Consider the following 23,429-nt stretch of genomic DNA (forward strand, 5'->3'; position numbering starts at 1 on the left):
TTAATCAAAAGATTTTAAAATTAATAATTCTCCGCTTTCGAATTCTATTTCAATCGGAGTATCTAAAAATTCATTACATATAGCTCTTGGATCTAAAAGATGCATATCATATCCATCAAGATTATATTTTGCTCCTCTTATCTTAAAATTTTTAACTACATCAGATAATGCATGAAACCCTATATTTTCTCCAAATTTACCTTTAATGCTCATTTTTTTATTATCTGCAAGATATAATTCATTATTGTCATCTACAATTATAATTCTTATACCTTTTCTTTTATATGTAAGTATAAGTCCTATATTACCAAGCATATGATCAACTCTTGTTCCAGTTGCTCCAAATAGATAAATTTTCGAAATGCCACGTTTCATACATTCAATAACTGCTATTTCGGTGTCAGTATAGTCCTTCTCTGGAGGAAATTTTAAAATATTTTCAACTTTTTTTGACATAATATTTAAAATAGATGGATTAACAGAATCAAAATCCCCAACTATAACATCAGGCACTATATTATATTCATTCATAGCTTCCATCCCTTTATCTGCCGCTATAATAAATTCTGGTTTTATCTTTTGAATATATTTTTTAAGTCTACATTCACTAGGTTTTTTCCCCCCTGAAACTATTAATCCAGTCACTAATTTTCACCTCTAAGTAATCTTATGTTTTCCTCTATATTTCCATCATTAAATACTGCAGAACCAGCAACTAACACATTAGCACCTGCTTTTATTATCATATCTGCATTATCTTTTGTTACTCCTCCATCAACTTCAATTAGAAGATCTTTATTTGAATTTTTGCTCATCTCTCTTATCTTTTTTATCTTATCAAGTGAATAATTTATAAATTTCTGTCCTCCAAATCCTGGATTTACAGACATTATAAGTACCATATCAAGCTTTTGAATAATATTCTCCAAAACACTTACAGGTGTTGCTGGATTTAAAGCTACAGCAGCCTTTATTCCTTTTTCTTTTATGTACTCAATTGTTCTATCTATATGTCTATCTGCTTCATAATGAACTGTTATTACATCTGCTCCGCATTTTACAAACTCATCTATATATCTATCTGGTTTTTCTATCATAAGATGTACATCAAATACCTTATCTGTCTTATTTCTTATTGATTTTATTATAGGGAATCCTAAAGATATATTTGGTACAAACATTCCGTCCATTACATCTATATGTATATATTCAGCCCCCGCTTTATCTATTTTTTTTATTTCATCACCTAATTTTGAAAAATCTGCTGATAAAATTGATGGTGCTATCATTACCATTTGTTTTTTTCCTCCTCTATTATTTCCTCTAATATTCTTATATAAAAATCATATCTAAATTTATTTATAAGCTTTTCATCAACTGCTTTTTTAACCGCACAACCTGGTTCTTTATAATGTCTGCATCCTCTAAATTTACATTTATCATTATATTCATCAAACTCATGAAATGCAAATTTCAAATCATCTTTGTCCATTATATCTTTTATATGAAGTGTAGAAAAACCTGGAGTATCCACAATATATCCATCTTCAATTTCTATAAGTTCACTATGCCTTGTAGTATTTTTACCTCTCTTTAGCTTTTCACTTATGCTTCCTGTTTCCATATGAGATGATTTAGTAAGCGTATTTATTAGTGTAGACTTTCCAACACCTGATGGACCACATAAAACAGTTGTATTTCCTTTTAATTTTTTTAATATATCTTCTAATCCTTTCCCTTGTTTTGCATTTATAAAAAAGCATTCATATCCTATATTAAATATTTTTTCTTTTATTTCTTTCTTTTCAGCTTCTGTTATAAGATCAGTTTTATTAATACATACTACTGGCTTTATGTCACTATATTCACATAAGACTAGAAATTTATTTAATAGTTCAAAGCTAAAAGCTGGATTTTTAGATGCTAAAACGACAAATGCTTGTGAAACATTTGACACAGCTGGTCTTATTAAGGTATTCTTTCTTTCTTTTATATTTTCAATTGTACCTTTCCCATTTTGAACAAGTATTTCTACTTCATCTCCAACGATAGGCTTTATATCATTATGTCTAAATTTTCCTCTCGCCTTGCACTCTATTATACCTTCTTTTGATTTTATATAATAGAATCCTCCAATTCCTTTTATAATTCTTCCATCCATAAATTCACTCCATATCATTAATAAAATTATAATTAAAAATTTAAGAGAGTTTACCACCCTCTTAAATTTCTATTAATTATTTTTAATATTACTATTTGTGCTTGAATCACTTGCTTTAGGTTTATCTACACCTTTAGCAGTCGTCTTTGATGTGTCTTCTTTATCACTATCTTCTTTTTTAGTAGTATCTTCCTTATCTTGATTGTCACTAGATGTTTCCTTCGGTTCTTCTTTAGGTGCAACATATTTTCCAACTACAATATTTATTGAAGTTCCTTCTCTTACTTCAATATTGGTAGCTGATTGTTTCAATACTATTCCATTTTTTGACTCATCTTCAACATTTTCTGTTGTAACAGATGGTTTTAGTCCAATATTTTTAAGTTCATTTTCAGCTGACTCTTGATCTTTACCTTTAACATCAGGAACTCTTGTAACTTTTACTTCAGGTCCCTTACTTACTATAACTGTAATCTCTGTATCAGAAGTAATATCTGTTCCTGCTTCAGGATCTTGGCTTATTATCTTTCCAGCCGCTACAGAATTACTATATTCTTCTGTTTCAGTTGATATTTTTAGATTATCTTTCTCTAAAAGCGTATTAGCCGCCTTTACAGTCTGACCTGTAAGATCTATCATTTTTATAGTTTTCCCTGAACTTACAACAATTCTGACCTGACTGTTTTTCTTAACCTTTGTACCGCCTGTAGGATTTGTTTGTATAACAGTTCCCTTTTCTTCATCACTGTCGTCTGAATCAACTTGAACAGCTACTAGACCAATTTTATCAAGTTCAGCTTTTGCATCATCAAATGACATTCCAACTAAATTATCAGGTACTGTGACTTCTTCGGAAGGTTTTGAAAATATATTAAATGCTAAAATACCAATTAAAATTAATGCAATAAAAATTCCAGCTCCAATAAATATCTTCACAAGCTTTTTCTTTTTAAGCGATTTTTTATCATCATAATCATCGTCATCTTCATCGTCATCATAATCATCTTCATAATCATTTTCATCAGATTTATTTTCGTTATTGTTGCCATATAATTTATTATCTTTATCAGAAGAATTAACTGCCGGCATTATTATTGTATGTTCACTATCTGAATCTAATGGTTCATCAATTATAGCATCAGGATTATTTTTTATTCTTTCAAGATCTGCAATCATTTCCTTTGCAGTCTGATATCTCTTGCTTGGTTCTTTCTGCATCGCTTTTAAAATAAGCTGATTAAGACTTTCTGGTATTTTTGAATTTATATCCTTTGGTGGAACAGGTTCTTCCTGTAAATGCTTAAGTGCAATAGTAACAGCTGTATCTGCCTCAAAAGGAAGCACTCCCGTTACCATTTCATAAAGAACTACGCCTAGAGAATATAGATCTGTCCTACAGTCTATAAAAGATCCTCTAGCCTGTTCTGGAGAAAGATAATGTGCTGAGCCTATTATTTTTGTTGTATTTGTAATAGTAGATGCAGTTGCAGATTTTGCTATTCCAAAATCTGTTACTTTAATAGTTCCATCTTCAGATACAAGAATGTTCTGAGGTTTTACATCTCTATGAATAATGTTGTTTCTATGCGCACAGTCAAGTGCTTTTGCTATTTGAATTGAAACTGTAACCGCTTCTTCATAATTCATCTTGCCTAATTTTTTAATTACTTCCTTTAAAGTTGAACCTTTTACATACTCCATTACAATATAATTAAGCCCATCCTGTGTTCCTACATCAAGAATATTAACTATATTATTATCAGAGAGTGCTGCAATAGCAGTTGCTTCTCCTTTAAATTTTTCAACAATTTCTTTATTATCAGCAAATTCTTTTTTTAATATTTTTACTGCATCAAATCTATTTAATTTATGACACTTTGCCTTATAAACTACAGACATTCCGCCTTCGCCGATTTTTTCAACAAGCTCATATCTGTCACCTAAAATAATTCCTTCCATATCTTACATCTCTCCTTTAAACAACAGAACCGTTATATTATCTCTTCCACCTTTTCCTTTAGCAGTTTCAACTAATTTTTGTGTTATTTTGTCATATTCATCCTCAGAATAAATAATATCTAGAATTTCAGAATTACTTAACTCATTTGTAAGCCCATCTGAACATAAAAGAAGTATATCATAGTCATTCTGTTTTACTGGAAATACATCAACATCAACACTATCAGCAGTTCCGAGAGCTCTTGTAATAATATTTTTTTTAGGATGATTTACTGCGTCTTCTTCAGTAATACTTCCACTGTCTACAAGTTCTTGAACAAGTGAATGATCTTTTGTTATCTTTCTAATTTTTCCATCTTTAATTCCAAAACATGAACTATCTCCAACATTTGCAATATGAATAAAATCTTTTGTAATAAGACATGCTGTAACTGTAGTGCCCATACCATTAAGTGTTATAGCGGTCTTAGAATATTCAAAGATTTCTGTATTTGCAGATTTTATAGCATCTTTTAAAATATTTTCCGGATCAGATTTTAAGAAATTGCTTTTTACATAAGTAATAATTTTCTTAGAAGCAATTTCACTCGCAACTTCTCCAGCATTGTGTCCGCCCATTCCATCTGCAACAACATAAATTTTATAATTTTCATTTTCATAATATGAAGCAGAATCTTCATTTAATGACCTTTTAAGGCCTATATCAGTTAACAAGCTTGTCATAGAATTCACCTCTTTGTTTCTTTAAATAGCTTCTTCTAAGTTGCCCACATGCTGCATTTATATCGCTTCCCATTTCACGCCTTACTGTAGCATTTATCCCATAAGATGTTAATATCTCAAGAAATTCTTCTATTTGCTTTTTAGATGATCTCTTAAAACTATTTTCTCTCACTTCATTTACTGGTATAAGATTTACATTGCATAGAAGTCCCTTTAAAAGCCTTGCAAGTGATCTTGCATCTTCTTTTCCATCATTTACATCTTTAACAAGTGCATATTCAAATGTAACTCTTCTTTTAGTTTCATCAATAAAATATTTGCAGGCATCTATTATCTCTTTTATAGAATATTTATTTGCTATAGGCATTATCTCTTTCCTTTTTTCATCGCTAAACGCATGAAGAGATATTGCAAGACCTATACTCATCTTTTTATCTGCAAGATCATACATTTTAGGAACAATTCCACATGTTGAAAGAGTTATATGTCTTTGACCTATATTAAGACTATCTTCACTCGATACAATTTCTAAAAATTTAATAACATTGTCATAATTGTCAAGTGGTTCTCCACTTCCCATAAGAACAACATTTGAAATTCTTTCTCCTGCATAATCCTGTACTTTTATAATTTCTGATAATATTTCACCAGATGTAAGATTTCTTACTTTTCCATTTATTGTTGATGCACAGAATTTACATCCCATACTACATCCTATCTGAGTTGAAATACAAATTGAATATCCAAATTTATATTTCATAAGTACACTCTCTATTAGATTTCCATCGTCAAAACCTAAAAGAAATTTTTTAGTACCATCTGTTTTAGATTCATATACTTCAACAATTTCAGGAATTGCAATTTTAAAATTTTCTTTAAGCAAATCTTTAGTATTTTTAGGAATGTTATTCATATCATCAAAATTATAAACTTTTTTATATATCCATCCCATTACTTGTTTTGCTCTAAATGCCTTTTCTCCATTTTTAGACATCCAATTTTTTAGTTCTTCCAAAGAATAATCTAATATATTAATCATTTTTCACCTGCTATTTTTTGTAATTTCGCTATATAGAATCCATCCATATCACTACTTGGAAGTATAGTAAGAGCATCGTTCCTTCCATATTCCAAATTTTTTCCTCTTCCAATAAAAATCTTTACACTTTTTGAATCTTCATGACTTTTCAAAAACCAATCTATATTATCATCATTTTCTTCTTTATTTAATGTACAAGTAGAATATATCATTATTCCACCATCTTTTAAATATTTCCAAGAATTTTCAAGTATATTTTTCTGTCTAACAGCAATTTCTCTAAGATCTTTACGTTTCTTTGACCATTTTATTTCAGGTTTCTTTCGTATTATTCCTATTCCAGAACATGGAACATCAATGAGTATTCTATCAAATTTATCAACAAATTCAGGATTGAATTTTTCAGCATCATTGACTAATACTTTAATATTATCTATTCCTAATCTTTTAGCATTATCTTCGATAAGACTAAGCTTATTTTCATGATTATCACATGCAATTACTGTTCCTTTATTATTTAATATTTCTGAAATATGTGTTGTTTTAGTTCCAGGGGCTGCACATAAATCTGCAACAGTTAAATTATCCTCATCTAAATCTAAAAGAGGTGCTACTGACATTGCGCTTTCATCTTGTACTGTAATAAGACCTTCACTAAATAATGGATTCTCTTTAACTGATCTTCCATTTTTTATTTGAATAGCCTCAGGACAAATAGCGCCCTCTGAAGCATCTACTGAAGATTCAATAAGTTTATCAAGCACATCTTCAAACTCTGCCTTTAGTGAATTAACTCTTACTGTAACAGTTGGAACTTCATTTAAAGAAGCCATTATCTTTTTGGCTTTTTCTTCTCCATATTGTTTTATAAGAAGTCTTATCATCCATGGTTCAAAAGAAAATTTATATGCAATTTCGTCTATCTTATTTCCCTTTACTACTATATCATCAGGATTCTTGCTATAATTACGTAAAACTGCATTTACAAGCTTTGAGTCTTCAGCAGAAACAGCTTTTGCAGATTCAACAGCTTCATTTACAGCTGCATATTCAGGGATTTTATCTAAAAATCTCATTTGGAATATTGCAATTTCAAGAATTGCAAGAATATCTCTATTCATTATAGCAATGTCTTTTACAAAATTAGATATAATTATATCAAGTGTCTTCTTTCTTCTTAAAACTCCATATACAATTTCAGTTAAGAGAGCTTTATCATTATCTTCTAAATCTGATTTATCAAGTTCATTTGATAAAATGATATTTGAATATGCCTTCTCATATACTACTCTATTAATAATTTTTACAGCTAAATTTCTACAATTCATAAAATACCTCTTTAATAATCATTATTATCTTCTATATCATCCTTATACTTATTTTTATAAAGTAATATCAGTAAGATTTTGTTTCTCTTTAAAAAATGTCTCTACTATTATATTATCCTATTTTTATTTATTTCCTATACTGAAATTTTTTATTATTTTATTACATATAAAATATAATTCAAAAATAATTTTCTATTTTAGTAATATATTTTTTTCTATACTATGTCCATTAATATACTGTTTTACTTCAAGCGGTTTCCCATTTGGGAACTGTATTCTTTTTATAAGTAGTATACTATCTTTGCACATAACTTTTATACCTTTTTTGGAAACGTCCAAAATAGTTCCAGATTCGGCTGAAGATTTTTCATCTGTTACTTCAGTTTCATATATTTTCATTTTCTGATCGTTATATGAAGTATACGCAATTGGCCATGGATTTAATCCTCTTATAAAATTATGAATATTTTCTGCACTATCATCCCAGTTTATAACAGCATGCTCTTTATCAAGCATTTTAGCATAAAATGTATCACCATTTTGTTTTACTGGAGTGAGATTCCCTTGTGAATATTTTTCTATTGTATCAATAAGAAGTGATGAACCTTTCTCTTTTAAAACATCAGTAAGTTCTCCTGCTGTCATATTCTCATCAATTATCACTTCATCTTTAAGAAGCATATCACCTGTATCAATTCCTTCATCCATAACCATTGTGGTATTTCCAGTGACTTTTTCTCCTTTTATAATAGCCCAATTTATAGGAGCTGCCCCCCTATACATAGGAAGATGAGATCCATGAAGATTTATTGAAACATACTTTGGTATATCTAAGATCTCTTTTGTTAGAATCTGTCCATATGCAACTACTACAATAAAATCTGGATTCATTTTTTTTAGATTTTCTATAAGTTCTTTATCTTCTCTAATTTTAACAGGCTGATATACTGGAATTGAAGAATGCTTTAATGCTTCTTCTTTTACAGGTGAAAATGATATTTTCTTTCCTCTTCCTTTTCTTTTATCTGGTTGAGTAATTACTGCCAAAACATCATGTTTCTCTATAAGCGCTGCAAGTGTAGGTACTGCAAAATCAGCAGTTCCCATAAAAACTATCTTCATATTTTATCACCTATTTCTTAACTCTATCTATAAATAATGTTCCATTTAAATGATCATATTCGTGAAGTATTGCTCTTGCTAGAAGTTCTTCTGCCTCTATTTCAAATTCTTCACCATTTTCATTTAATGCTCTTGCTCTTACATAATTAGGTCTCATAACCTTAGCTGAACGTCCAGGAAGACTTAAACATCCTTCTTCATCTACTTGGCTTCCACTTGTTTCAACTATTACAGGATTTATAAATGTTAAAGGCCCCTGTCCAATATCTATTACAAATAATCTCTTTAAAATTCCTACCTGAGGACCTGCAAGACCTACTCCATCTGCATCATACATTGTTTCTCTCATATCTTTAACTAAAGTTTTTATTCTATCATCTATTTTATCTACTTCTCTACACTTTTTTCTAAGTATATTATCTCCATATGTTCTTATTTGCCTTAATGCCATTTTAAAATTCCTCCTAAGTCATATTGTTTGGATTAATGTCTATACTAACCCTTATTTTATTATATACACTCTTACTTAATATATAAAGTGTATCTTTGATTTTTTTATTAATTTCGTCTCTTAAATTTCCCTTAATTAATATCTGCCATCTATAATTTTCTTTTAATTTTGTAATTATGCAAGGAACTGGTTTTAGCATAGTATAATCATTTTTATCTATTATACTTTTTAAACTTTTATATAATGTATTCATAAAATCTTTTAAAAGATTTTCATCTTTTGATGATACTCCTATACACATAATTTTACTAAATGGCGGATTATCCATAAGTTTTCTTAAATCTATTTCTTTTTCATATAAAGATTCATAATCATTATTTTTTGCAAACTGCAAGCTGTAATTTGAAGGATCATAGCTTTGAACTATAACAAGTCCTTTATCATTATGTCTTCCTGCCCTTCCTGAAACTTGAGTTATGATTTGATATGTTCTAAATGCCGATCTATAATCTGGAATATTAAGTGACATATCAGCAGCTAAGACTCCTACAAGTGTAACATCATCAAAATCAAGTCCTTTAGAAATCATCTGTGTTCCTATTAAAATATCGGCCTCTTTATTTTTAAATGCATTATAAATAGCTTCATGAGAATTTTTAAATCTTGTAGTATCTACATCCATTCTTAAAACTCGTGCACCATTAAAATATTTTTTAACTTCATTTTCTACTCTCTCAGTTCCTGCGCCAAAATATTTTACATATTTGCTTTTACATTCTGGACATATTTTAACTGCTTTTTCAGTTCTTCCACAATAATGACATACAAGATATCCATTTCTATGATATGTCATAGGTACATCGCAATCTGGACATTTAAAGACATACCCACATTTTCTACATGATATAAATGTTGAATATCCTCTTCTATTTAAAAAGAGTATTATCTGCTTTTTATTATTTAAAGTTTTTTTCATTTCATCATATAATCTTTTACTAAATAATGAATTATTGTGATTTTTAAGTTCCTCTCTCATATCAACAAGTTCAATAGAAGGCATACTACTTCCATTTGCTCTTTTTTTTAATTCAATAAGCTCAAATTCATTTTCTTTAGCTTTATAAAAACTTTCAATACTCGGAGTTGCAGAACCAAGAACAAGCTTTGCATTTTTCAATTTACATATAAATCTTGCTGTTTCCCTCGCATCATATTTAGGATTGTGTTCAGATTTATATGTATTCTCATGCTCCTCATCAATTACTATAAGTCCAATATTCCGAACTGGAAGAAATAAAGCGCTCCTTGCTCCTACAACAAGTTTTGCTTCTCCATTTTTAACTCTCTGCCATTCATCAAATCTTTCTCCCTCAGAAAGCCTACTGTGAAAAAGCGCAACATTTTGTTTAAATCTTCCTTTAAACCTTTCTACCATCTGAGGTGTAAGAGAGATTTCAGGTACAAGTACTATAGCACCCTTTCCAATACTTAACATGTAAGATGCTAAACTTAAATATACCTCAGTTTTGCCAGAACCTGTTACACCTTTTAAAAGATATACATCTTTTTCTCCATTTATTACTCTATTTACAGCATATCTTTGTTCATCTGTAAGAACTTTTTTATTATCATCTTTATATGTTTTTTTATTATATCTGAATACAATTTTATCTTCTACTTTAAGGATGTCTTTCTCAATCATTTTATTTAAATAATATATAGAAATTTCTAATTTTTTTGTAATTTCAGCTTTATTATAAATTCCATCATTATTTTTTATAAATTGAAATATTTCTCTATATTTATCATTATTCTTATTTATAGATTCAAGTTTCTTTTCATTAGAAACTAATATAACTTTCTTCTTCTTGTTTTTAATTCCCTTAAGTATTCCATAAGGTATCATAATCCTTATTGCATCAATAAAACTGCATAAATATTTTCTTCTTAAAAATTCTATTAACTGTATATCATCATAAGTAAGGCATGGTTTTTCATCACATATACATTTTATACTTTTTAAATGAATACTACTGTCTTTTACATCTTTTGAAATTGAATATACGAAACCCTCAATAAGTCTGCTTCTAATTCCAAAAGGTATTTTAACCCTATGCCCTATTTTTATTTTTTCTTCAATATTTTGAGGAACAATATATGTAAAAGGTTTATCAACACTTGCTGCATCATTATTTACTATTACCTGAGCATACATATACATTCCTCCTTTATAAATAATAAGAAGCGCATTATAAGCGCTTCTTAGCTATAATATCAAATAATTTTTCAGCTATCTTGTCTTTTTCCATCTTTTCTAAATTAAACTCTTCATTATCATTTGAAAAAATAGTTACTTTGTTATCGTCTGAAGAAAATCCTGTATCCGCTTTAGTAATATCATTTGCTACAATAAAATCAAGATTTTTTCTTTTAAGTTTATCTTTTGCATTTTTAACTAAATTTTGACTTTCTGCTGCAAATCCCACAAGTACCTGCTTATCTTTCATTTTCCCAAGTTCTTTTAAAATGTCTGTATCTCGTACAAATTTTATACTTAAATCTGAATCTGACTTCTTTATCTTCTGAGTGCTGTATTTTTCAGGTTTATAATCTGCAACAGCTGCAGCTTTTATTACTATATCAGAGTCAGAAAATTCATCAAATACTGCTTTTTTCATTTCTTCATTTGTTTCAATATAAACTGTCTTTATTCCTTGTATAGGCTTAAGTGCCACAGGTCCTGATACTAAAACAACCTGAGCTCCTCTGTTTCTTGCTTCTTTAGCAATCCTATATCCCATCTTACCAGAAGATCTATTTGTTATAAATCTTACAGGATCAATTTTAGATATTGTAGGTCCTGCTGTAACTAAAACTTTTTTGCCTTTAAGATCTTTTTTATTAAGATTCATCATTACATAATCTGCAATAACTTCAGGGCTCTCAAGTTTTCCCATTCCGCTTGTTCCACAAGCAAGTCTTCCACTTGCAGGTGCTATGAATTTATATCCATAACTTTCTAACTTTTTAATATTGTCCTGAACAATATTATTAAAATACATATTAGTATTCATAGCAGGTGCAAAAACAACTTTACTTGAATCTGTTGCCATAATGGAAGTAGATAATAAATCATCTGCTATTCCATTTGCTACTTTACCAATTATATTTGCAGTTGCAGGAGCTACAACATATACATCTGCCCATGTTGCAAGGCTTATATGCTCTATTTCCCATGCTTTAGGTTCTTCAAACGTATCAACTGATACAACATTTTTACTTAATGACTGAAATGTAAGAGGAGCTACAAATTTAACTGCTTCATTTGTCATTACAACTTTTACGTCTATATCCTTTTTAACTAGTATACTTACTATTTCTACAGCTTTATATGCAGCAATTCCTCCTGTAACACCCAGTACAACATGTTTTTTAGTGTCTTCCATTTTAAATCACTTCATAATTAATCTTATCTTGATTAATTTCATTTATAGCTATAGTAAGTGGTTTGTTTGATGGCACCTCAACTTCTGCTTTAGCTCCTTCTATTATCTGTCTTGCCCTTTTTGATGTTAAAATTACTAATGAATATCTGTCATGTACTTTATTTAATAAATCCACAACAGATGGATTAATCATAGAGTTGTTCATGAATTAAACCCTCCTTTGAATCTAATATACTATGTTTTATTCTATCAACTCTGCATTTTTCTGCAGTAATTATTGATTCTATTTTAGATACTGCTTCATCTATTTCATCATTTACAACAGCATAATTATACTTTGAAACAAAATTAATCTCTTTATATGCTGACTTAAATCTTAGCATAAGTGATTCTTCTGTTTCACTTCCTCTTTTTATTATTCTATTTTTAAGTTCTTCCATTGATGGAGGAAGTATAAAAATAAAAATTCCTTCTTCTATATTTTCTTTTACTTTTAATGCTCCTTGAATATCTATTTCAAGAATAACATCTTTTCCATCTTCAAGTTTTTTTTCAACATTTGATTTTGGAGTTCCATAGAAATTTTTATATACTGTAGCATATTCAAGAAAATCTCCATCATCTATTCTTTGTTTAAATTCATCTTTAGTTAAAAAATAATAATTTATTCCATCTTTTTCACCAGCTCGTGGTTCTCTTGTAGTTGCTGAAACAGAAAGATTAAGATCCTTTCTCTTTTCGAGAAGTGCTTTACATATAGTTCCTTTTCCTGCTCCAGATGGTCCTGAAATTACTATTAATAGGCCTTTTTTTTTATTCATCATCCTCATCCATTTCTACATCATCTTGAATAGTTGTTAATCTATGAGCAACAGTTTCTGGCTGAACTGCAGATAATATAATATGATCACAGTCTGTTATTAAAACAGCTCTAGTTCTTCTGCCATATGTTGCATCTATAAGCATTCCCCTGTCACGTGCTTCCTGTATTATTCTTTTTATTGGTGCTGATTCAGGACTTACTATTGCGACAAGTCTATTAGCGGCTACAATATTTCCAAAGCCTATATTAATTAACTTTATTGACATGATTCGCCTCCTTGGTTATTCCAAATTCTGTATTTGTTCTCTTATTTTTTCAATAGTATTCTTAATTTCAAGAACAAGATTTGTCATATTTAAATCTACTGATTTAGAAGCGATTGTATTAGCTTCTCTATTCATTTCCTGTATTATAAAATCAAGTTTTCTTCCTGATGGCTCATCAGAATCCATTGTAAGTCTCATCTGATATATGTGACTCTTAAGTCTTGTTATTTCTTCGTCTACAGCCGCTTTATCTGCTAAAATAGCAACTTCAAGTGCTATTCTTCCTTCGTCAATTTCTGAATTTGAAAGAAGTTCTTTAAGCCTTTCTTCTAGCCTCTTTTTATAATTTTCAGAAACTTTTTCTGAATATTTTTCTATTTCTAAAACACATTTTTCTATATAATTAATTTTAGCTAATATATCTTCTTTAAGCTTTGTACCTTCTCTAAGCCTCATTTCATTCATAGCATCAAGTGCTTTATTCATTACACAAGTAACTTCCTTTAATACACTCTTTGTATCGATATCATTTTGCTGAATTGTTATAACATCAGGAAATTTTGCAATTTTAAATGGTGATATATCATCATTTAAAATGCCAAGCTCATCTTGTATATCCTTAATACAGTTATAATATTCATGTGCAAGCTTTTTATTAACTACAGGAATTCCTTGAAGTGTTTCATAATCTCTATAATTTATAAAAACATCAACCTTACCTCTTTTTATCCTGTTTCTAATTAAATTTCTAAAATTTTCTTCAAGTTCAAGCATAAATTTAGGCATTTTAATATTTATATCAAGATATCTATTATTGACGCTTTTTATCTCTACAGAATAAAATCTAGACTTACCGTCACCATCACTCTGTGACTTTCCAAAACTTGTCATACTTTTCATCTTATCTCACCTCCCGATTACTTCCTGCTATTTTATAATAATTTTTTTTCTTATAATAGTCAATTGTTTGTTTACAAATTGTTAACATTTATTTTGATAATTGAAATATTACTGATATAATATAGGGATTGATATAAATTTTAAAGACAAAAGGTGGATTTTTTATGCATTTATTTATTCAAAATATTCATTCTTATCTTCAAAGCATTAATACTCTATCTATTATAGTAAGACTTATGTTAGCTACAATATGTGGTGGAATAATTGGTGCTGAAAGAGGTAGAAAAAAACGTCCTGCAGGATTTCGTACACACATTTTAGTATGTATAGGTGCTACCATGGTAATGATTACCGGTCAATATATGTATGATGTTTTAGGTATGCAGTCTGACCCTTCAAGAATTGGAGCACAAGTAGTCAGTGGAATTGGTTTTTTAGGTGCTGGTACAATCCTTGTTGTAGGAAAAAATGAAGTTAAAGGTCTTACAACAGCAGCATGTCTTTGGTCATGTGCATGTATAGGACTTGCTATTGGAATTGGGTTTTACGAAGGCGCAGTAATCTCTTGTATATTTTTATACTTTGTCGTAACGCTTCTTCATAAGCTTGATCTTTTTGCACGAATTCATTCAAAAACTCTTGATATTTATGTTACATTAAGAGATATAAAAGGCGTCACAAATTTTTTAAATATCGTAAAAAGTGATGGAACAACAATTTCAAACATTGAAGTTATTAATAGACAGAATAACTCACAAAATACAATAAGTCTCAATATGACTCTTACATTTTTAAAAAAGCATGAGCATTCTGAATATATACTAGATCTTCATAAAATAGATGGAGTAATAAACGCAGGAGAAATAGAATAAAAATAACCCCCTATAGAATTTTTATCCTATAGGGGGGTTATTTTTATAAAAATCTTTAATATGTTACAAAATACTAAATAAGAATAACAAGTTTAACAATGAATATTATTCCTAAGAAAATCATAACAGGAGATAATTTCTTCTTTTCTCCTTTTGCAAAAAATATGTTGTAAATTAGATTAATGAATACATATGCTAAAACACCAAATGTAAGTCCATCACCTATACTTGCTGTTAAAGGCATTAAAGCTATTGTTATAAATGCTGGAACACCTTCTGTAATTTCATCAAAATCAATATTCTTAACAGCTCCAAGCATTAAATATCCTACATAAATTAGTGCTGGTGCTGTTGCACATGCTGGAATTGAAATAAATATAGGTGAGAAGAACATTGCAACTAAGAATAATACTCCTGTTGTAACTGATGTCCATCCAGTTCTTCCTCCTGCTGCAACACCTGTAGAACTCTCAACATAAGTTGTTACTGTTGAAACTCCAAGACATGCACCTGCAGTAGTTCCTACAGCATCTACTAAAAGAGCTTTTCCAACGTTTGGAACTTTTCCTTCTTCATCAAGCATTCCTGCTCTTGAAGTAACACCTACTAATGTTCCAACTGTATCAAAGAAATCAACAAATAAAAATGTAAATACTACAGTAATAAAGTTAAGTATATTACTTGGATGGAATGCATATCCTAAATCAATTTTTCCTGCAATTGGTGCTAAGCTTTCAAACTTTATAACACCTGTTGGAAGATAAATTCCAAGGCTTGCAGCATAATCAGTATACTTTAATGCAAATCCCCATGCTAAAAGAGTACTTACCACGATACCAATAAGTATAGAACCTCTTATTCCTTTTTTATCTAAAACTGCAATAATTACAATTCCAATACAAGCAATAATAACTGTAGGTAGTGTAAACTTTCCTAAAGCTAAAAGATTACTCTTATTTCCTACTACAAGATTACAACCTTTAAATCCTATAAATGCAATAAAAAGTCCTATTCCTGCTGTTACTGCATATTTCATATTCATAGGTATAGCATTTACTACAGCTTCTCTTACTTTACAAAGTGATAAAACAATAAAAATAATTCCTTCAATAAATACCGCTGTTAAAGCGACATTCCATGAAACATTTTTTCCGAGTACTACAGAATAAGCAAAATATGCATTAAGTCCCATTCCTGAAGCTAACGCAAATGGTAAATTTGCATAAAATCCCATAAGTATTGTAGCAAGTCCTGCTGATAAACAAGTTGCTGTAACAAGAGCACCCTTATCCATTCCTGTTTCCCCTAAAATATTAGGATTTACTGCAAGAATATAAGCCATTGTTAAAAATGTTGTAATACCTGCAATAATTTCTTTTTTAAAATCTACTTTTTCATTGTTGAAGATTTCAAAAAAACTACTTTTCTTTTTTGTCTGCTGCATTTTATTTCCTCCTAAAAAAAATAAAAAGCCAATTCGAATTTTAAATTCAAACTGACTCACGTAAAATAAAGCTTACCCATAGTCAGGAATTTACGGTACCTGGTAGAAACTTGTGAACCAATTATCACGATTATATGAGTATAATAACATATTTAGTATATATGTAATTTAAAAAAATGTCAATTTTTTATTTGGCAGGTCGGCGTATCCTGCATCCCTGTTTACTAAAAATAGCGTATGAGGAGCCTTTCTCACCTCAAATAAAATCCAAATATTTTTCTCTATCTGTATGACGGCTTATAAGATCGAGTCTATCACTATTTATTCTTCCAATCATTTTAGACTCTGTCATAGGATATAAAGTTGCAACAAAAATATATTTATCTTCAGTATCAATTTCAAGTCCTAAAAATAATATAATATCCATTTTTTTTACTAGCTCTATAGAACCATTTCTTCTATATTTTTTTGACATACCAACATAATCAGGCGACTCAATTATCTTTGTTATAGTTCCTAATATATCTTCGCGTATCTTTTTAGGAAATTGTCTTCCGTGCTTTTTTCTTATATGATTTATAGCACCAGGAGAAGTAAAGACATCGCCACAAAAATCAATATCTAATAAATGTAATATATATTCCTGGATTTTTCCAACTTTTTTATATGCCTTATATTCTCTTCTCATACATATCCCTCATTTACATCCTTTTTTCTATTATAATCCATCTATTATATTTTGAAAATAGTACATAGCGGATATTATCTCCTAATATTATAATATTCGCTATATACACATTTGTTCTTATTTTATTAAAGGATTATACAAATAAGGCCTCCATTGCCTTCATTTATTATTTTTTGAAGAGTCTTTTGTATCTTAATTTGAACATCTTCAGGCATTTTATACAATTTATTTTGTAGTCCTTCTTTTACAAGAACTTCTAGTGATTTTCCAAACATATTACTCTGCCACAATTTCTGAGGGTCATTTTCAAACTGGTCTAAAAGTCCTTTTATAAGCTCCTCTGATTCTTTTTCGGAACCCATTATAGGACTTATCTCTGTTTTTACATCACATTTTATAAAATGAAGACTTGGTGCACTTGCTTTAAGTTTTACCCCAAATTTATCTCCCTGTTTTACAAGTTCAGGTTCTTCAAATTTCATCTCTGAAAGCTGAGGTGCAACAAGACCATATCCTGTTTCTTTTACATCATTTAATGCATCTTTTACCTTATCATACTCACATTTTGCAAATGTTAAATCTTTTATAATACCTAAAAGATCACCTTCTGATGAAATCTCAAGATCACAGATTTCACTTAAGACTTTATAAAACACACCCTCTTTAGGCTTAAGAATAATATTAGACCTTCCAGAACCAAGATCTACTTCATTTATATTCGCATAGCCTAAATATTCTTCATCCGGAGAAAGATTTAATGAGAATTTTATATCCCTTATTTTAGATATACTATCTGCCATATTTCTTACAAATTCAATAAAAGCTTTTTTAAGCCAATGCTCTCCATCAAGTTTCTCTACCCATTCAGGAAAATCAATATTTATCTCTTTAACAGGAAATTCCATTAAAATTTGTTTAAATATATTGTCAATATCTTCAATTGTCATATTTGAGACATCCGCTACCTGAACTGTCACATTATATTTTGTTTCTAATTCTTTTTTTAAAGTCTCAGATTCTTTTGAATTTGGTTTTACAGTATTAAGTATTATAATAAATGGCTTCTTAAGTGATTTAAGTTCCTCAATTACTCTTTCTTCAGCTTCTACATAATCTTCTCTATTGATTCCTGTTATGCTCCCATCAGTTGTAACTACAATTCCTATAGTTGAGTGATCTTTTATTACTTTTCTAGTTCCAATTTCTGCTGCATCTTCAAATGGTATTTCATAATCATACCATGGTGTATTAACCATTCTAGTTTCTTCACCATCTAAATATCCTGTTGCTGCTTTTACAATATATCCAACACAATCTACCATTCTTACATTAAATTTAACTTCATCATCAATTTCAATTGTAACTGCTTCATTTGGAACAAATTTAGGCTCTGTTGTATAAATACTTTTTCCAGAACCACTTTGAGGAAGTTCATCCTGTGCTCTTTCCTTTTTGTAAGTATTGTCTATCTTTGGTATTACCATTAAATCCATGAACCTTTTAATAAAAGTTGATTTTCCTGTTCTTACAGGTCCAACAACCCCTACATATATGTCTCCATCAGTCCTTTCCGCAATATCTTTATATATGTTAAAATCATCCATGTAGTTCCCTCCTATATCTTTTTGCCAGTAATATATATATTCGGTCATGGAAAATAATATACTATTAAAAAAGATTATTTAAAAATATTCTTTTAAATAATCTTTCTTTAAAGTAAATTAATTAGTAAAATTCGTTTTTCTTGTCTCTGTTCATCAGTTCGTTTATTATTTCGCTACTTTTTTTGCCATTAAAAATTCCTCTATACAATCCATCGGTTATTGGCATTGATATTTTAAGTTTTTCTTTCAGATTATAAAAAGCCTTACACGCATCTATTCCTTCAACAACCATCTTAACTTCTGAAACAGCTTCATCAACAGTTTTACCTTTTCCTATAAGATAACCTGCCATCCTATTTCGTGAATGCTTTGATGTGCATGTTACTATAAGATCACCCATACCGGTAAGACCATAAAATGTTTTCGCTTTTCCTCCAAGAGCAATTCCTATTCTTGCAATTTCACTCATTCCTCTTGTTATAAGCGCAGCTTTTGTATTGTCTCCAAATCCAAGTCCATCAATTATTCCAGCCGCAAGAGCGATAATATTTTTAACCGCTCCACCTATTTCTACACCTATTATATCATCGTTTGTATATACCCTGAAATATGAATTCATAAATAAATCTTGAACATCTTTTGCATATTTTATATCAGTTGAAGTCGTAACTACTGTTGTTGGAAGTTTAAGTGCCACTTCCTCTGCATGACTTGGTCCTGAAAGAATTACTACAGGATTTTCAAGTTCCTCGCCTATTACAACTGACATTCTCTTGTTTGTTCCTTTTTCAATTCCTTTTGCAATAGAGATAATAACTGCATCTTCTCTTATATACTTTTTCACCTGTTTTGAAACAGATCTTATAACCTGAGACGGTACAGCAAGAATAACATAATCAGCTTCTTTCACTGCTTCATCCATAGTATTTACTGCTGTAACATTTTCTGGAATGCATAGCTTTTTCATATATCTTATGTTTCTCTTCTCATTATTTATATCATCTACTATTTCTTTATTTCTATCATAGATATAAACCTGATTTCCCTTTTCAGCAAGAAGAACAGCTAATGCAGTTCCAAAACTTCCAGCACCGATAAATGTAACCTTTCTCAATATTATTCCTTCCTTTGCCTATATTCTATCTGAATTCCTGTACCTTTAAAGTCAAAACTTTCTCTTAACTGATTTTCTATATATCTTTCATATGAAAAATGTTTAGCTCCTATATCATTTACAAAGAATACAAATTTAGGAGGTCTTGTTGCAGCCTGAACAGCATAATATATCTTCATTCTCTTAAGTCCTACTATTGGAGGCTCTTTCATTAATACTGCTCTATTTATAACATCATTCAAGACACCTGTAGGTACTCTTTTAGTATAATTGTCATAGCATTTTTTGGCAAGTTTTAAAACTCTTGGAACTCTCTGTCCTGTTAATGCAGATATAAATAAATATTCAGCATAACCCATGAACTTAAGTTTACTTTGAAGATCTCTTTTAAAATTATCTAAAGTCTTATTATCTTTTTCTATAAGATCCCATTTATTTACTATAACAATAATAGCCTTTCTCATATCATGTGCATATCCTATAATCTTTTCATCCTGCTCTGAAATTCCTTCACCTGCATCGATCATAAGTATACATACATCAGCTCTCTCTATTGCCGCATAAGTTCTTACAACACTATATCTTTCAATTTCTTCTTTAACTTTACTCTTTCTTCTAAGTCCTGCTGTATCAATTAATATAAATTTTCCTTCTTCAGTTTCAAGATAGCTATCTATTGCATCTCTTGTAGTACCTGGTTTATCTGATACTATAACTCTTTCTTCGCCTAAAAGCTTATTTATAAGAGACGATTTTCCAACATTAGGCTTTCCTATCATTGCTATTCTTATATACTCGTCTTCTTCATCAATAAGTGCTTCAGGATCAAAGTTTTCTACTACTTTATCAAGCATATCTCCAAGTCCAAGTCCCTGAGAAGCTGAAATTGTTATAGGATCTCCAATACCTAAATTATAAAATTCATATGCATTATCTTCTTCTTTTAAAGAATCAATCTTATTTACAACTAATACAACTGGTTTTTTGCTCTTTCTAAGCATTGATGCAACTTCTTCGTCTGAAGAAGTAAGACCTTCTTTACCATCAACTATAAATACAATTACATCTGCTGTTTCAATTGCAATATTTGCCTGTCTTCTCATCTGCTTTACTATTATGTCATCTCTATAAGGTTCTATACCACCTGTATCTATAATTGTAAAATTGTAATTAAGCCACTCTGCATCAGCGTATACTCTATCTCTTGTAACTCCAGGAGTATCCTCAACTATAGATATTCTCCTTCCTGCAAGTTTATTAAATAATGTTGATTTTCCTACGTTAGGTCTTCCAACCATCGCAACTATTGGTTTTGCCATTTTAATTGTCCTCCTTAATACGTTCATTTATTTTTTTTACTAAGTCTTCACCCGTAAAGTTTACAACTATCACTTGTACATCTAAAGCTTCTTCTATGTCTTTTATTCTTGTATCATCGAGCATTATAAGTTCATCACTATCTGAAAATTCATATCCTCGTCTGAACATATTTTCAGGCATAATAAGATATTTTGATTTTATTTTTCCTTTTAATTGTTCTATTATATCTTTTCCAGTAAGAAGACCTGCTACTGTTATTGTCTCTCCAAAAAAATAATTAATTATTTTATAAACATCTATTTTTATATTTTCATTATAAGACATTATCTTACTTGCAGCTTCTTTTATACTATCATAAGCAAGTACTCCAGTCGCAATTGAAAAACTTCCTTTTAAATTCTTTTCTACAGAAGATGCTGATGAATCTATTTCACTTTTAAAGCATCTAACCATTCCTATTCCATCTTCAATCTGATTATACCCATCATAGAATTCTTCATCTGGAATATTATGACCTGCAACAATATAAAACTCATCAGAAAGCCTAACAAATGGTCCATTTCCATCACTTATAAATTTGTTTTGAAGTCTTTTTATACTATTTATTTCTTTTTCTGCAAGTTCCTTAGTATATGTATCGACTTTTGCAAGTCCTTCTCTGAATTTAGTAACTCCTATTGGAACAACAGCAACTTCTGAAACATATGGGTATAAAGAATATAAATCATTTATAGTCTTTAAAAGTTCCTCTCCATTATTTATATTCGGAATCGAAACAATTTGAGCATTCATTACTATCCCTGCATCAGCAAGTTTTTTCATTCTCTCCATTATGTTTCCTGCGAACCTATTACTTAGCATTTTTTTTCTAAGTTCTTTATTAGTTGTATGGACAGAAACATTTATAGGACTTATATGATACCTTATAATTCTATCTATATCTTCATCTTTCATATTTGTAAGTGTTACAAAGTTTCCTTGAAGGAATGAAAGTCTTGAATCATCATCTTTAAAATAAAGAGTTTGCCTTAATCCTTTTGGAAGCTGATCTATAAAACAAAACATACATTTATTACTACAGCTTTTTGCTTTATCCATTATTCCGCCGCCAAATTCTAATCCTAAATCTTCTCCATATTCTTTTTCAATATCAATATCCCAAACTTCGCCATTGCATTTTTCAATTTCTATTGTAATTTCTTCATCTGCAGATAAAAATTTATAATCAATAATATCATCTATATTATTACCATCTATCGATAAAAGTATATCATTAACTTCTATCCCTACTTCTTCTCCTATACTGCCTTTATCTACTTTTGTTATAATATTTTTCATATATATCACTCCTATTATAACATACCTTATTTTATTCAAGCATTTCTAATTATATATTAACTATTATTCTATTGCAAATAAAAAAAATTTAATAGATAATATAGCTTTATGCTTTATATCCATTAAATTTTTAAAAAACAGATATTAAATTTTAAAAATAATTTTATTCATTTAAATCGACGTAATTTCCACTATTTAAGAATATAGTCCATTCACATATATTTGTTACATGGTCAGCTATTCTCTCTAAATATTTAATTACAAATAGAAGCTGAGTTCCATTATCAGAAAATGATACATTATTATCTTTTATTTTTTGAACAAGTGCAGAAAATAACTCCTTATAATCTTTATCTACAGAATCATCTAATGAACATATTCTATATGCCTCATCTTTATTTTCATCAAGATAGGCGTCTACAGACATTTTTACCATATCTCTTACTTTTTCTGCCATATCCCATAGTAAGGTAAATGTCTGATCTTTTTCATTTATTTTGCAGTTTATTCTTTTTACGACCTTACATATATCAACTGCATGATCTGCCATTCTTTCAAGATCAGTTACAATTTTAGATGCTGTAAAAACTCTTCTTAAATCTGTTGCAAGTGGCTGCTCTGCTGCAATATATTTAATACATGCATCTTCAAGTTCCTTTTGAAGATTATCTACCTTGTCATCATCTTTTATTATTTTATTAGCGATTTCAATATCGCATAATTTTAAAGATACAATACTCTTATATATCTGTTTTTCTACAAGATTTGTCATAGTCATTAATTTATCATTAATAACTTTGACTCTTGCATCATTTGAACCTCTTGTCATAT

General features: G+C 29.5%; 23 protein-coding genes and 1 riboswitch. Of the genes, 1 reads left to right on the forward strand and 22 read right to left on the reverse strand.

Annotation, left to right across the window (positions count from 1 at the left end; genetic code table 11):
* From MTX53_RS07990 to MTX53_RS08060, 15 genes are all read right to left on the reverse strand, one after another.
* A complete protein-coding gene (locus tag MTX53_RS07990; protein WP_244833214.1) occupies positions 1 to 645 on the reverse strand; it encodes a thiamine diphosphokinase in 645 nt (214 codons plus the stop codon).
* Positions 645 to 1,295, reverse strand: coding sequence for a ribulose-phosphate 3-epimerase (gene rpe, locus MTX53_RS07995; RefSeq protein WP_244833215.1), 651 nt, complete (start codon positions 1,293 to 1,295; stop codon positions 645 to 647). Before rpe ends, MTX53_RS07990 begins: the two co-directional genes overlap by 1 nt.
* Positions 1,289 to 2,161, reverse strand: a complete 873-nt coding sequence (gene rsgA, locus MTX53_RS08000) for a ribosome small subunit-dependent GTPase A (RefSeq protein WP_244833216.1) — start codon at positions 2,159 to 2,161, stop codon at positions 1,289 to 1,291. Before rsgA ends, rpe begins: the two co-directional genes overlap by 7 nt.
* A gap of 72 nt (positions 2,162 to 2,233) precedes the next feature.
* Complete coding sequence (gene pknB / locus MTX53_RS08005; protein ID WP_244833217.1) at positions 2,234 to 4,120, reverse strand: Stk1 family PASTA domain-containing Ser/Thr kinase; 1,887 nt, start codon at positions 4,118 to 4,120, stop codon at positions 2,234 to 2,236.
* A 3-nt stretch (positions 4,121 to 4,123) separates the two neighbouring features.
* The gene (locus MTX53_RS08010; protein ID WP_244833218.1) at positions 4,124 to 4,843 is read right to left on the reverse strand and encodes a Stp1/IreP family PP2C-type Ser/Thr phosphatase; all 720 of its coding nucleotides are present in this window, start codon (positions 4,841 to 4,843) and stop codon (positions 4,124 to 4,126) included.
* Positions 4,824 to 5,882, reverse strand: coding sequence for a 23S rRNA (adenine(2503)-C(2))-methyltransferase RlmN (rlmN, locus tag MTX53_RS08015; protein ID WP_244833219.1), 1,059 nt, complete (start codon positions 5,880 to 5,882; stop codon positions 4,824 to 4,826). The genes MTX53_RS08010 and rlmN overlap by 20 nt, the downstream gene beginning before the upstream one ends.
* Positions 5,879 to 7,210: a 16S rRNA (cytosine(967)-C(5))-methyltransferase RsmB gene (rsmB, locus tag MTX53_RS08020; protein WP_244833220.1), complete on the reverse strand. Its 1,332-nt coding sequence runs from the start codon at positions 7,208 to 7,210 to the stop codon at positions 5,879 to 5,881. Before rsmB ends, rlmN begins: the two co-directional genes overlap by 4 nt.
* Positions 7,211 to 7,402: 192 nt before the next feature.
* Complete coding sequence (fmt, locus tag MTX53_RS08025; RefSeq protein ID WP_244833221.1) at positions 7,403 to 8,332, reverse strand: methionyl-tRNA formyltransferase; 930 nt, start codon at positions 8,330 to 8,332, stop codon at positions 7,403 to 7,405.
* 10 nt (positions 8,333 to 8,342) lie between these two features.
* Positions 8,343 to 8,783, reverse strand: coding sequence for a peptide deformylase (def, locus tag MTX53_RS08030; RefSeq protein WP_244833222.1), 441 nt, complete (start codon positions 8,781 to 8,783; stop codon positions 8,343 to 8,345).
* Between the two features lie 13 nt (positions 8,784 to 8,796).
* Positions 8,797 to 10,998: a primosomal protein N' gene (gene priA, locus MTX53_RS08035; protein ID WP_244833223.1), complete on the reverse strand. Its 2,202-nt coding sequence runs from the start codon at positions 10,996 to 10,998 to the stop codon at positions 8,797 to 8,799.
* A 34-nt stretch (positions 10,999 to 11,032) separates the two neighbouring features.
* Positions 11,033 to 12,229, reverse strand: coding sequence for a bifunctional phosphopantothenoylcysteine decarboxylase/phosphopantothenate--cysteine ligase CoaBC (coaBC, locus tag MTX53_RS08040; RefSeq protein ID WP_244833224.1), 1,197 nt, complete (start codon positions 12,227 to 12,229; stop codon positions 11,033 to 11,035).
* Between the two features lies 1 nt (position 12,230).
* Positions 12,231 to 12,434 carry a DNA-directed RNA polymerase subunit omega gene (gene rpoZ, locus MTX53_RS08045; protein WP_244833225.1) on the reverse strand — a complete coding sequence of 68 codons (204 nt, stop codon included), beginning with the start codon at positions 12,432 to 12,434 and terminating at the stop codon, positions 12,231 to 12,233.
* On the reverse strand, positions 12,415 to 13,053 hold the full coding sequence (gene gmk, locus MTX53_RS08050) for a guanylate kinase (RefSeq protein WP_244833226.1): 639 nt from the start codon (positions 13,051 to 13,053) through the stop codon (positions 12,415 to 12,417). Before gmk ends, rpoZ begins: the two co-directional genes overlap by 20 nt.
* The gene (locus tag MTX53_RS08055) at positions 13,043 to 13,318 is read right to left on the reverse strand and encodes a DUF370 domain-containing protein (RefSeq protein ID WP_244833227.1); all 276 of its coding nucleotides are present in this window, start codon (positions 13,316 to 13,318) and stop codon (positions 13,043 to 13,045) included. The genes gmk and MTX53_RS08055 overlap by 11 nt, the downstream gene beginning before the upstream one ends.
* Before the next feature lie 15 nt (positions 13,319 to 13,333).
* Complete coding sequence (locus tag MTX53_RS08060) at positions 13,334 to 14,218, reverse strand: YicC/YloC family endoribonuclease (RefSeq protein ID WP_244833228.1); 885 nt, start codon at positions 14,216 to 14,218, stop codon at positions 13,334 to 13,336.
* A gap of 164 nt (positions 14,219 to 14,382) precedes the next feature.
* Here MTX53_RS08060 and MTX53_RS08065 point away from each other — a divergent pair, with 164 nt between their 5' ends.
* Positions 14,383 to 15,090, forward strand: coding sequence for an MgtC/SapB family protein (locus tag MTX53_RS08065; RefSeq protein WP_244833229.1), 708 nt, complete (start codon positions 14,383 to 14,385; stop codon positions 15,088 to 15,090).
* A 73-nt stretch (positions 15,091 to 15,163) separates the two neighbouring features.
* On the opposite strand, the gene MTX53_RS08070 is transcribed toward MTX53_RS08065, so the two are convergent.
* From MTX53_RS08070 to phoU, 7 genes are all read right to left on the reverse strand, one after another.
* On the reverse strand, positions 15,164 to 16,534 hold the full coding sequence (locus MTX53_RS08070; protein WP_244833230.1) for an NCS2 family permease: 1,371 nt from the start codon (positions 16,532 to 16,534) through the stop codon (positions 15,164 to 15,166).
* A 59-nt stretch (positions 16,535 to 16,593) separates the two neighbouring features.
* Positions 16,594 to 16,692: riboswitch (purine riboswitch) on the reverse strand.
* A 98-nt stretch (positions 16,693 to 16,790) separates the two neighbouring features.
* Positions 16,791 to 17,222, reverse strand: a complete 432-nt coding sequence (locus MTX53_RS08075) for a PBECR2 nuclease fold domain-containing protein (RefSeq protein WP_244833231.1) — start codon at positions 17,220 to 17,222, stop codon at positions 16,791 to 16,793.
* 125 nt (positions 17,223 to 17,347) lie between these two features.
* Positions 17,348 to 18,826, reverse strand: a complete 1,479-nt coding sequence (gene spoIVA / locus MTX53_RS08080) for a stage IV sporulation protein A (protein WP_244833232.1) — start codon at positions 18,824 to 18,826, stop codon at positions 17,348 to 17,350.
* A 121-nt stretch (positions 18,827 to 18,947) separates the two neighbouring features.
* Positions 18,948 to 19,940, reverse strand: coding sequence for an NAD(P)H-dependent glycerol-3-phosphate dehydrogenase (locus MTX53_RS08085; RefSeq protein WP_244833233.1), 993 nt, complete (start codon positions 19,938 to 19,940; stop codon positions 18,948 to 18,950).
* A 2-nt stretch (positions 19,941 to 19,942) separates the two neighbouring features.
* Complete coding sequence (der, locus tag MTX53_RS08090; protein ID WP_244833234.1) at positions 19,943 to 21,259, reverse strand: ribosome biogenesis GTPase Der; 1,317 nt, start codon at positions 21,257 to 21,259, stop codon at positions 19,943 to 19,945.
* Position 21,260: 1 nt separating this feature from the next.
* The gene (locus MTX53_RS08095; RefSeq protein WP_244833235.1) at positions 21,261 to 22,598 is read right to left on the reverse strand and encodes a DUF512 domain-containing protein; all 1,338 of its coding nucleotides are present in this window, start codon (positions 22,596 to 22,598) and stop codon (positions 21,261 to 21,263) included.
* Between the two features lie 163 nt (positions 22,599 to 22,761).
* The gene (phoU, locus tag MTX53_RS08100) at positions 22,762 to 23,427 is read right to left on the reverse strand and encodes a phosphate signaling complex protein PhoU (protein ID WP_244833236.1); all 666 of its coding nucleotides are present in this window, start codon (positions 23,425 to 23,427) and stop codon (positions 22,762 to 22,764) included.
* Positions 23,428 to 23,429: the final 2 nt, after the last annotated feature.

Origin of the sequence: Clostridium sp. BJN0001, assembly GCF_022869825.1 — a bacterium.
Classification (GTDB): domain Bacteria; phylum Bacillota; class Clostridia; order Clostridiales; family Clostridiaceae; genus Clostridium.

Bases quoted from the DNA above. Each gene is read 5' to 3' on its own strand.
- rpe (WP_244833215.1), bottom strand. From the start codon at position 1,295: ATGGTAATGATAGCACCATCAATTTTATCAGCAGATTTTTCAAAATTA.
- rsgA (WP_244833216.1), bottom strand. From the start codon at position 2,161: ATGGATGGAAGAATTATAAAAGGAATTGGAGGATTCTATTATATAAAA.
- pknB (WP_244833217.1), bottom strand. From the start codon at position 4,120: ATGGAAGGAATTATTTTAGGTGACAGATATGAGCTTGTTGAAAAAATC.
- MTX53_RS08010 (WP_244833218.1), bottom strand. From the start codon at position 4,843: ATGACAAGCTTGTTAACTGATATAGGCCTTAAAAGGTCATTAAATGAA.
- rlmN (WP_244833219.1), bottom strand. From the start codon at position 5,882: ATGATTAATATATTAGATTATTCTTTGGAAGAACTAAAAAATTGGATG.
- rsmB (WP_244833220.1), bottom strand. From the start codon at position 7,210: ATGAATTGTAGAAATTTAGCTGTAAAAATTATTAATAGAGTAGTATAT.
- fmt (WP_244833221.1), bottom strand. From the start codon at position 8,332: ATGAAGATAGTTTTTATGGGAACTGCTGATTTTGCAGTACCTACACTT.
- def (WP_244833222.1), bottom strand. From the start codon at position 8,783: ATGGCATTAAGGCAAATAAGAACATATGGAGATAATATACTTAGAAAA.
- priA (WP_244833223.1), bottom strand. From the start codon at position 10,998: ATGTATGCTCAGGTAATAGTAAATAATGATGCAGCAAGTGTTGATAAA.
- coaBC (WP_244833224.1), bottom strand. From the start codon at position 12,229: ATGGAAGACACTAAAAAACATGTTGTACTGGGTGTTACAGGAGGAATT.
- rpoZ (WP_244833225.1), bottom strand. From the start codon at position 12,434: ATGAACAACTCTATGATTAATCCATCTGTTGTGGATTTATTAAATAAA.
- gmk (WP_244833226.1), bottom strand. From the start codon at position 13,053: ATGATGAATAAAAAAAAAGGCCTATTAATAGTAATTTCAGGACCATCT.
- MTX53_RS08055 (WP_244833227.1), bottom strand. From the start codon at position 13,318: ATGTCAATAAAGTTAATTAATATAGGCTTTGGAAATATTGTAGCCGCT.
- MTX53_RS08060 (WP_244833228.1), bottom strand. From the start codon at position 14,218: ATGAAAAGTATGACAAGTTTTGGAAAGTCACAGAGTGATGGTGACGGT.
- MTX53_RS08065 (WP_244833229.1), top strand. From the start codon at position 14,383: ATGCATTTATTTATTCAAAATATTCATTCTTATCTTCAAAGCATTAAT.
- MTX53_RS08070 (WP_244833230.1), bottom strand. From the start codon at position 16,534: ATGCAGCAGACAAAAAAGAAAAGTAGTTTTTTTGAAATCTTCAACAAT.
- MTX53_RS08075 (WP_244833231.1), bottom strand. From the start codon at position 17,222: ATGAGAAGAGAATATAAGGCATATAAAAAAGTTGGAAAAATCCAGGAA.
- spoIVA (WP_244833232.1), bottom strand. From the start codon at position 18,826: ATGGATGATTTTAACATATATAAAGATATTGCGGAAAGGACTGATGGA.
- der (WP_244833234.1), bottom strand. From the start codon at position 21,259: ATGGCAAAACCAATAGTTGCGATGGTTGGAAGACCTAACGTAGGAAAA.
- MTX53_RS08095 (WP_244833235.1), bottom strand. From the start codon at position 22,598: ATGAAAAATATTATAACAAAAGTAGATAAAGGCAGTATAGGAGAAGAA.
- phoU (WP_244833236.1), bottom strand. From the start codon at position 23,427: ATGACAAGAGGTTCAAATGATGCAAGAGTCAAAGTTATTAATGATAAA.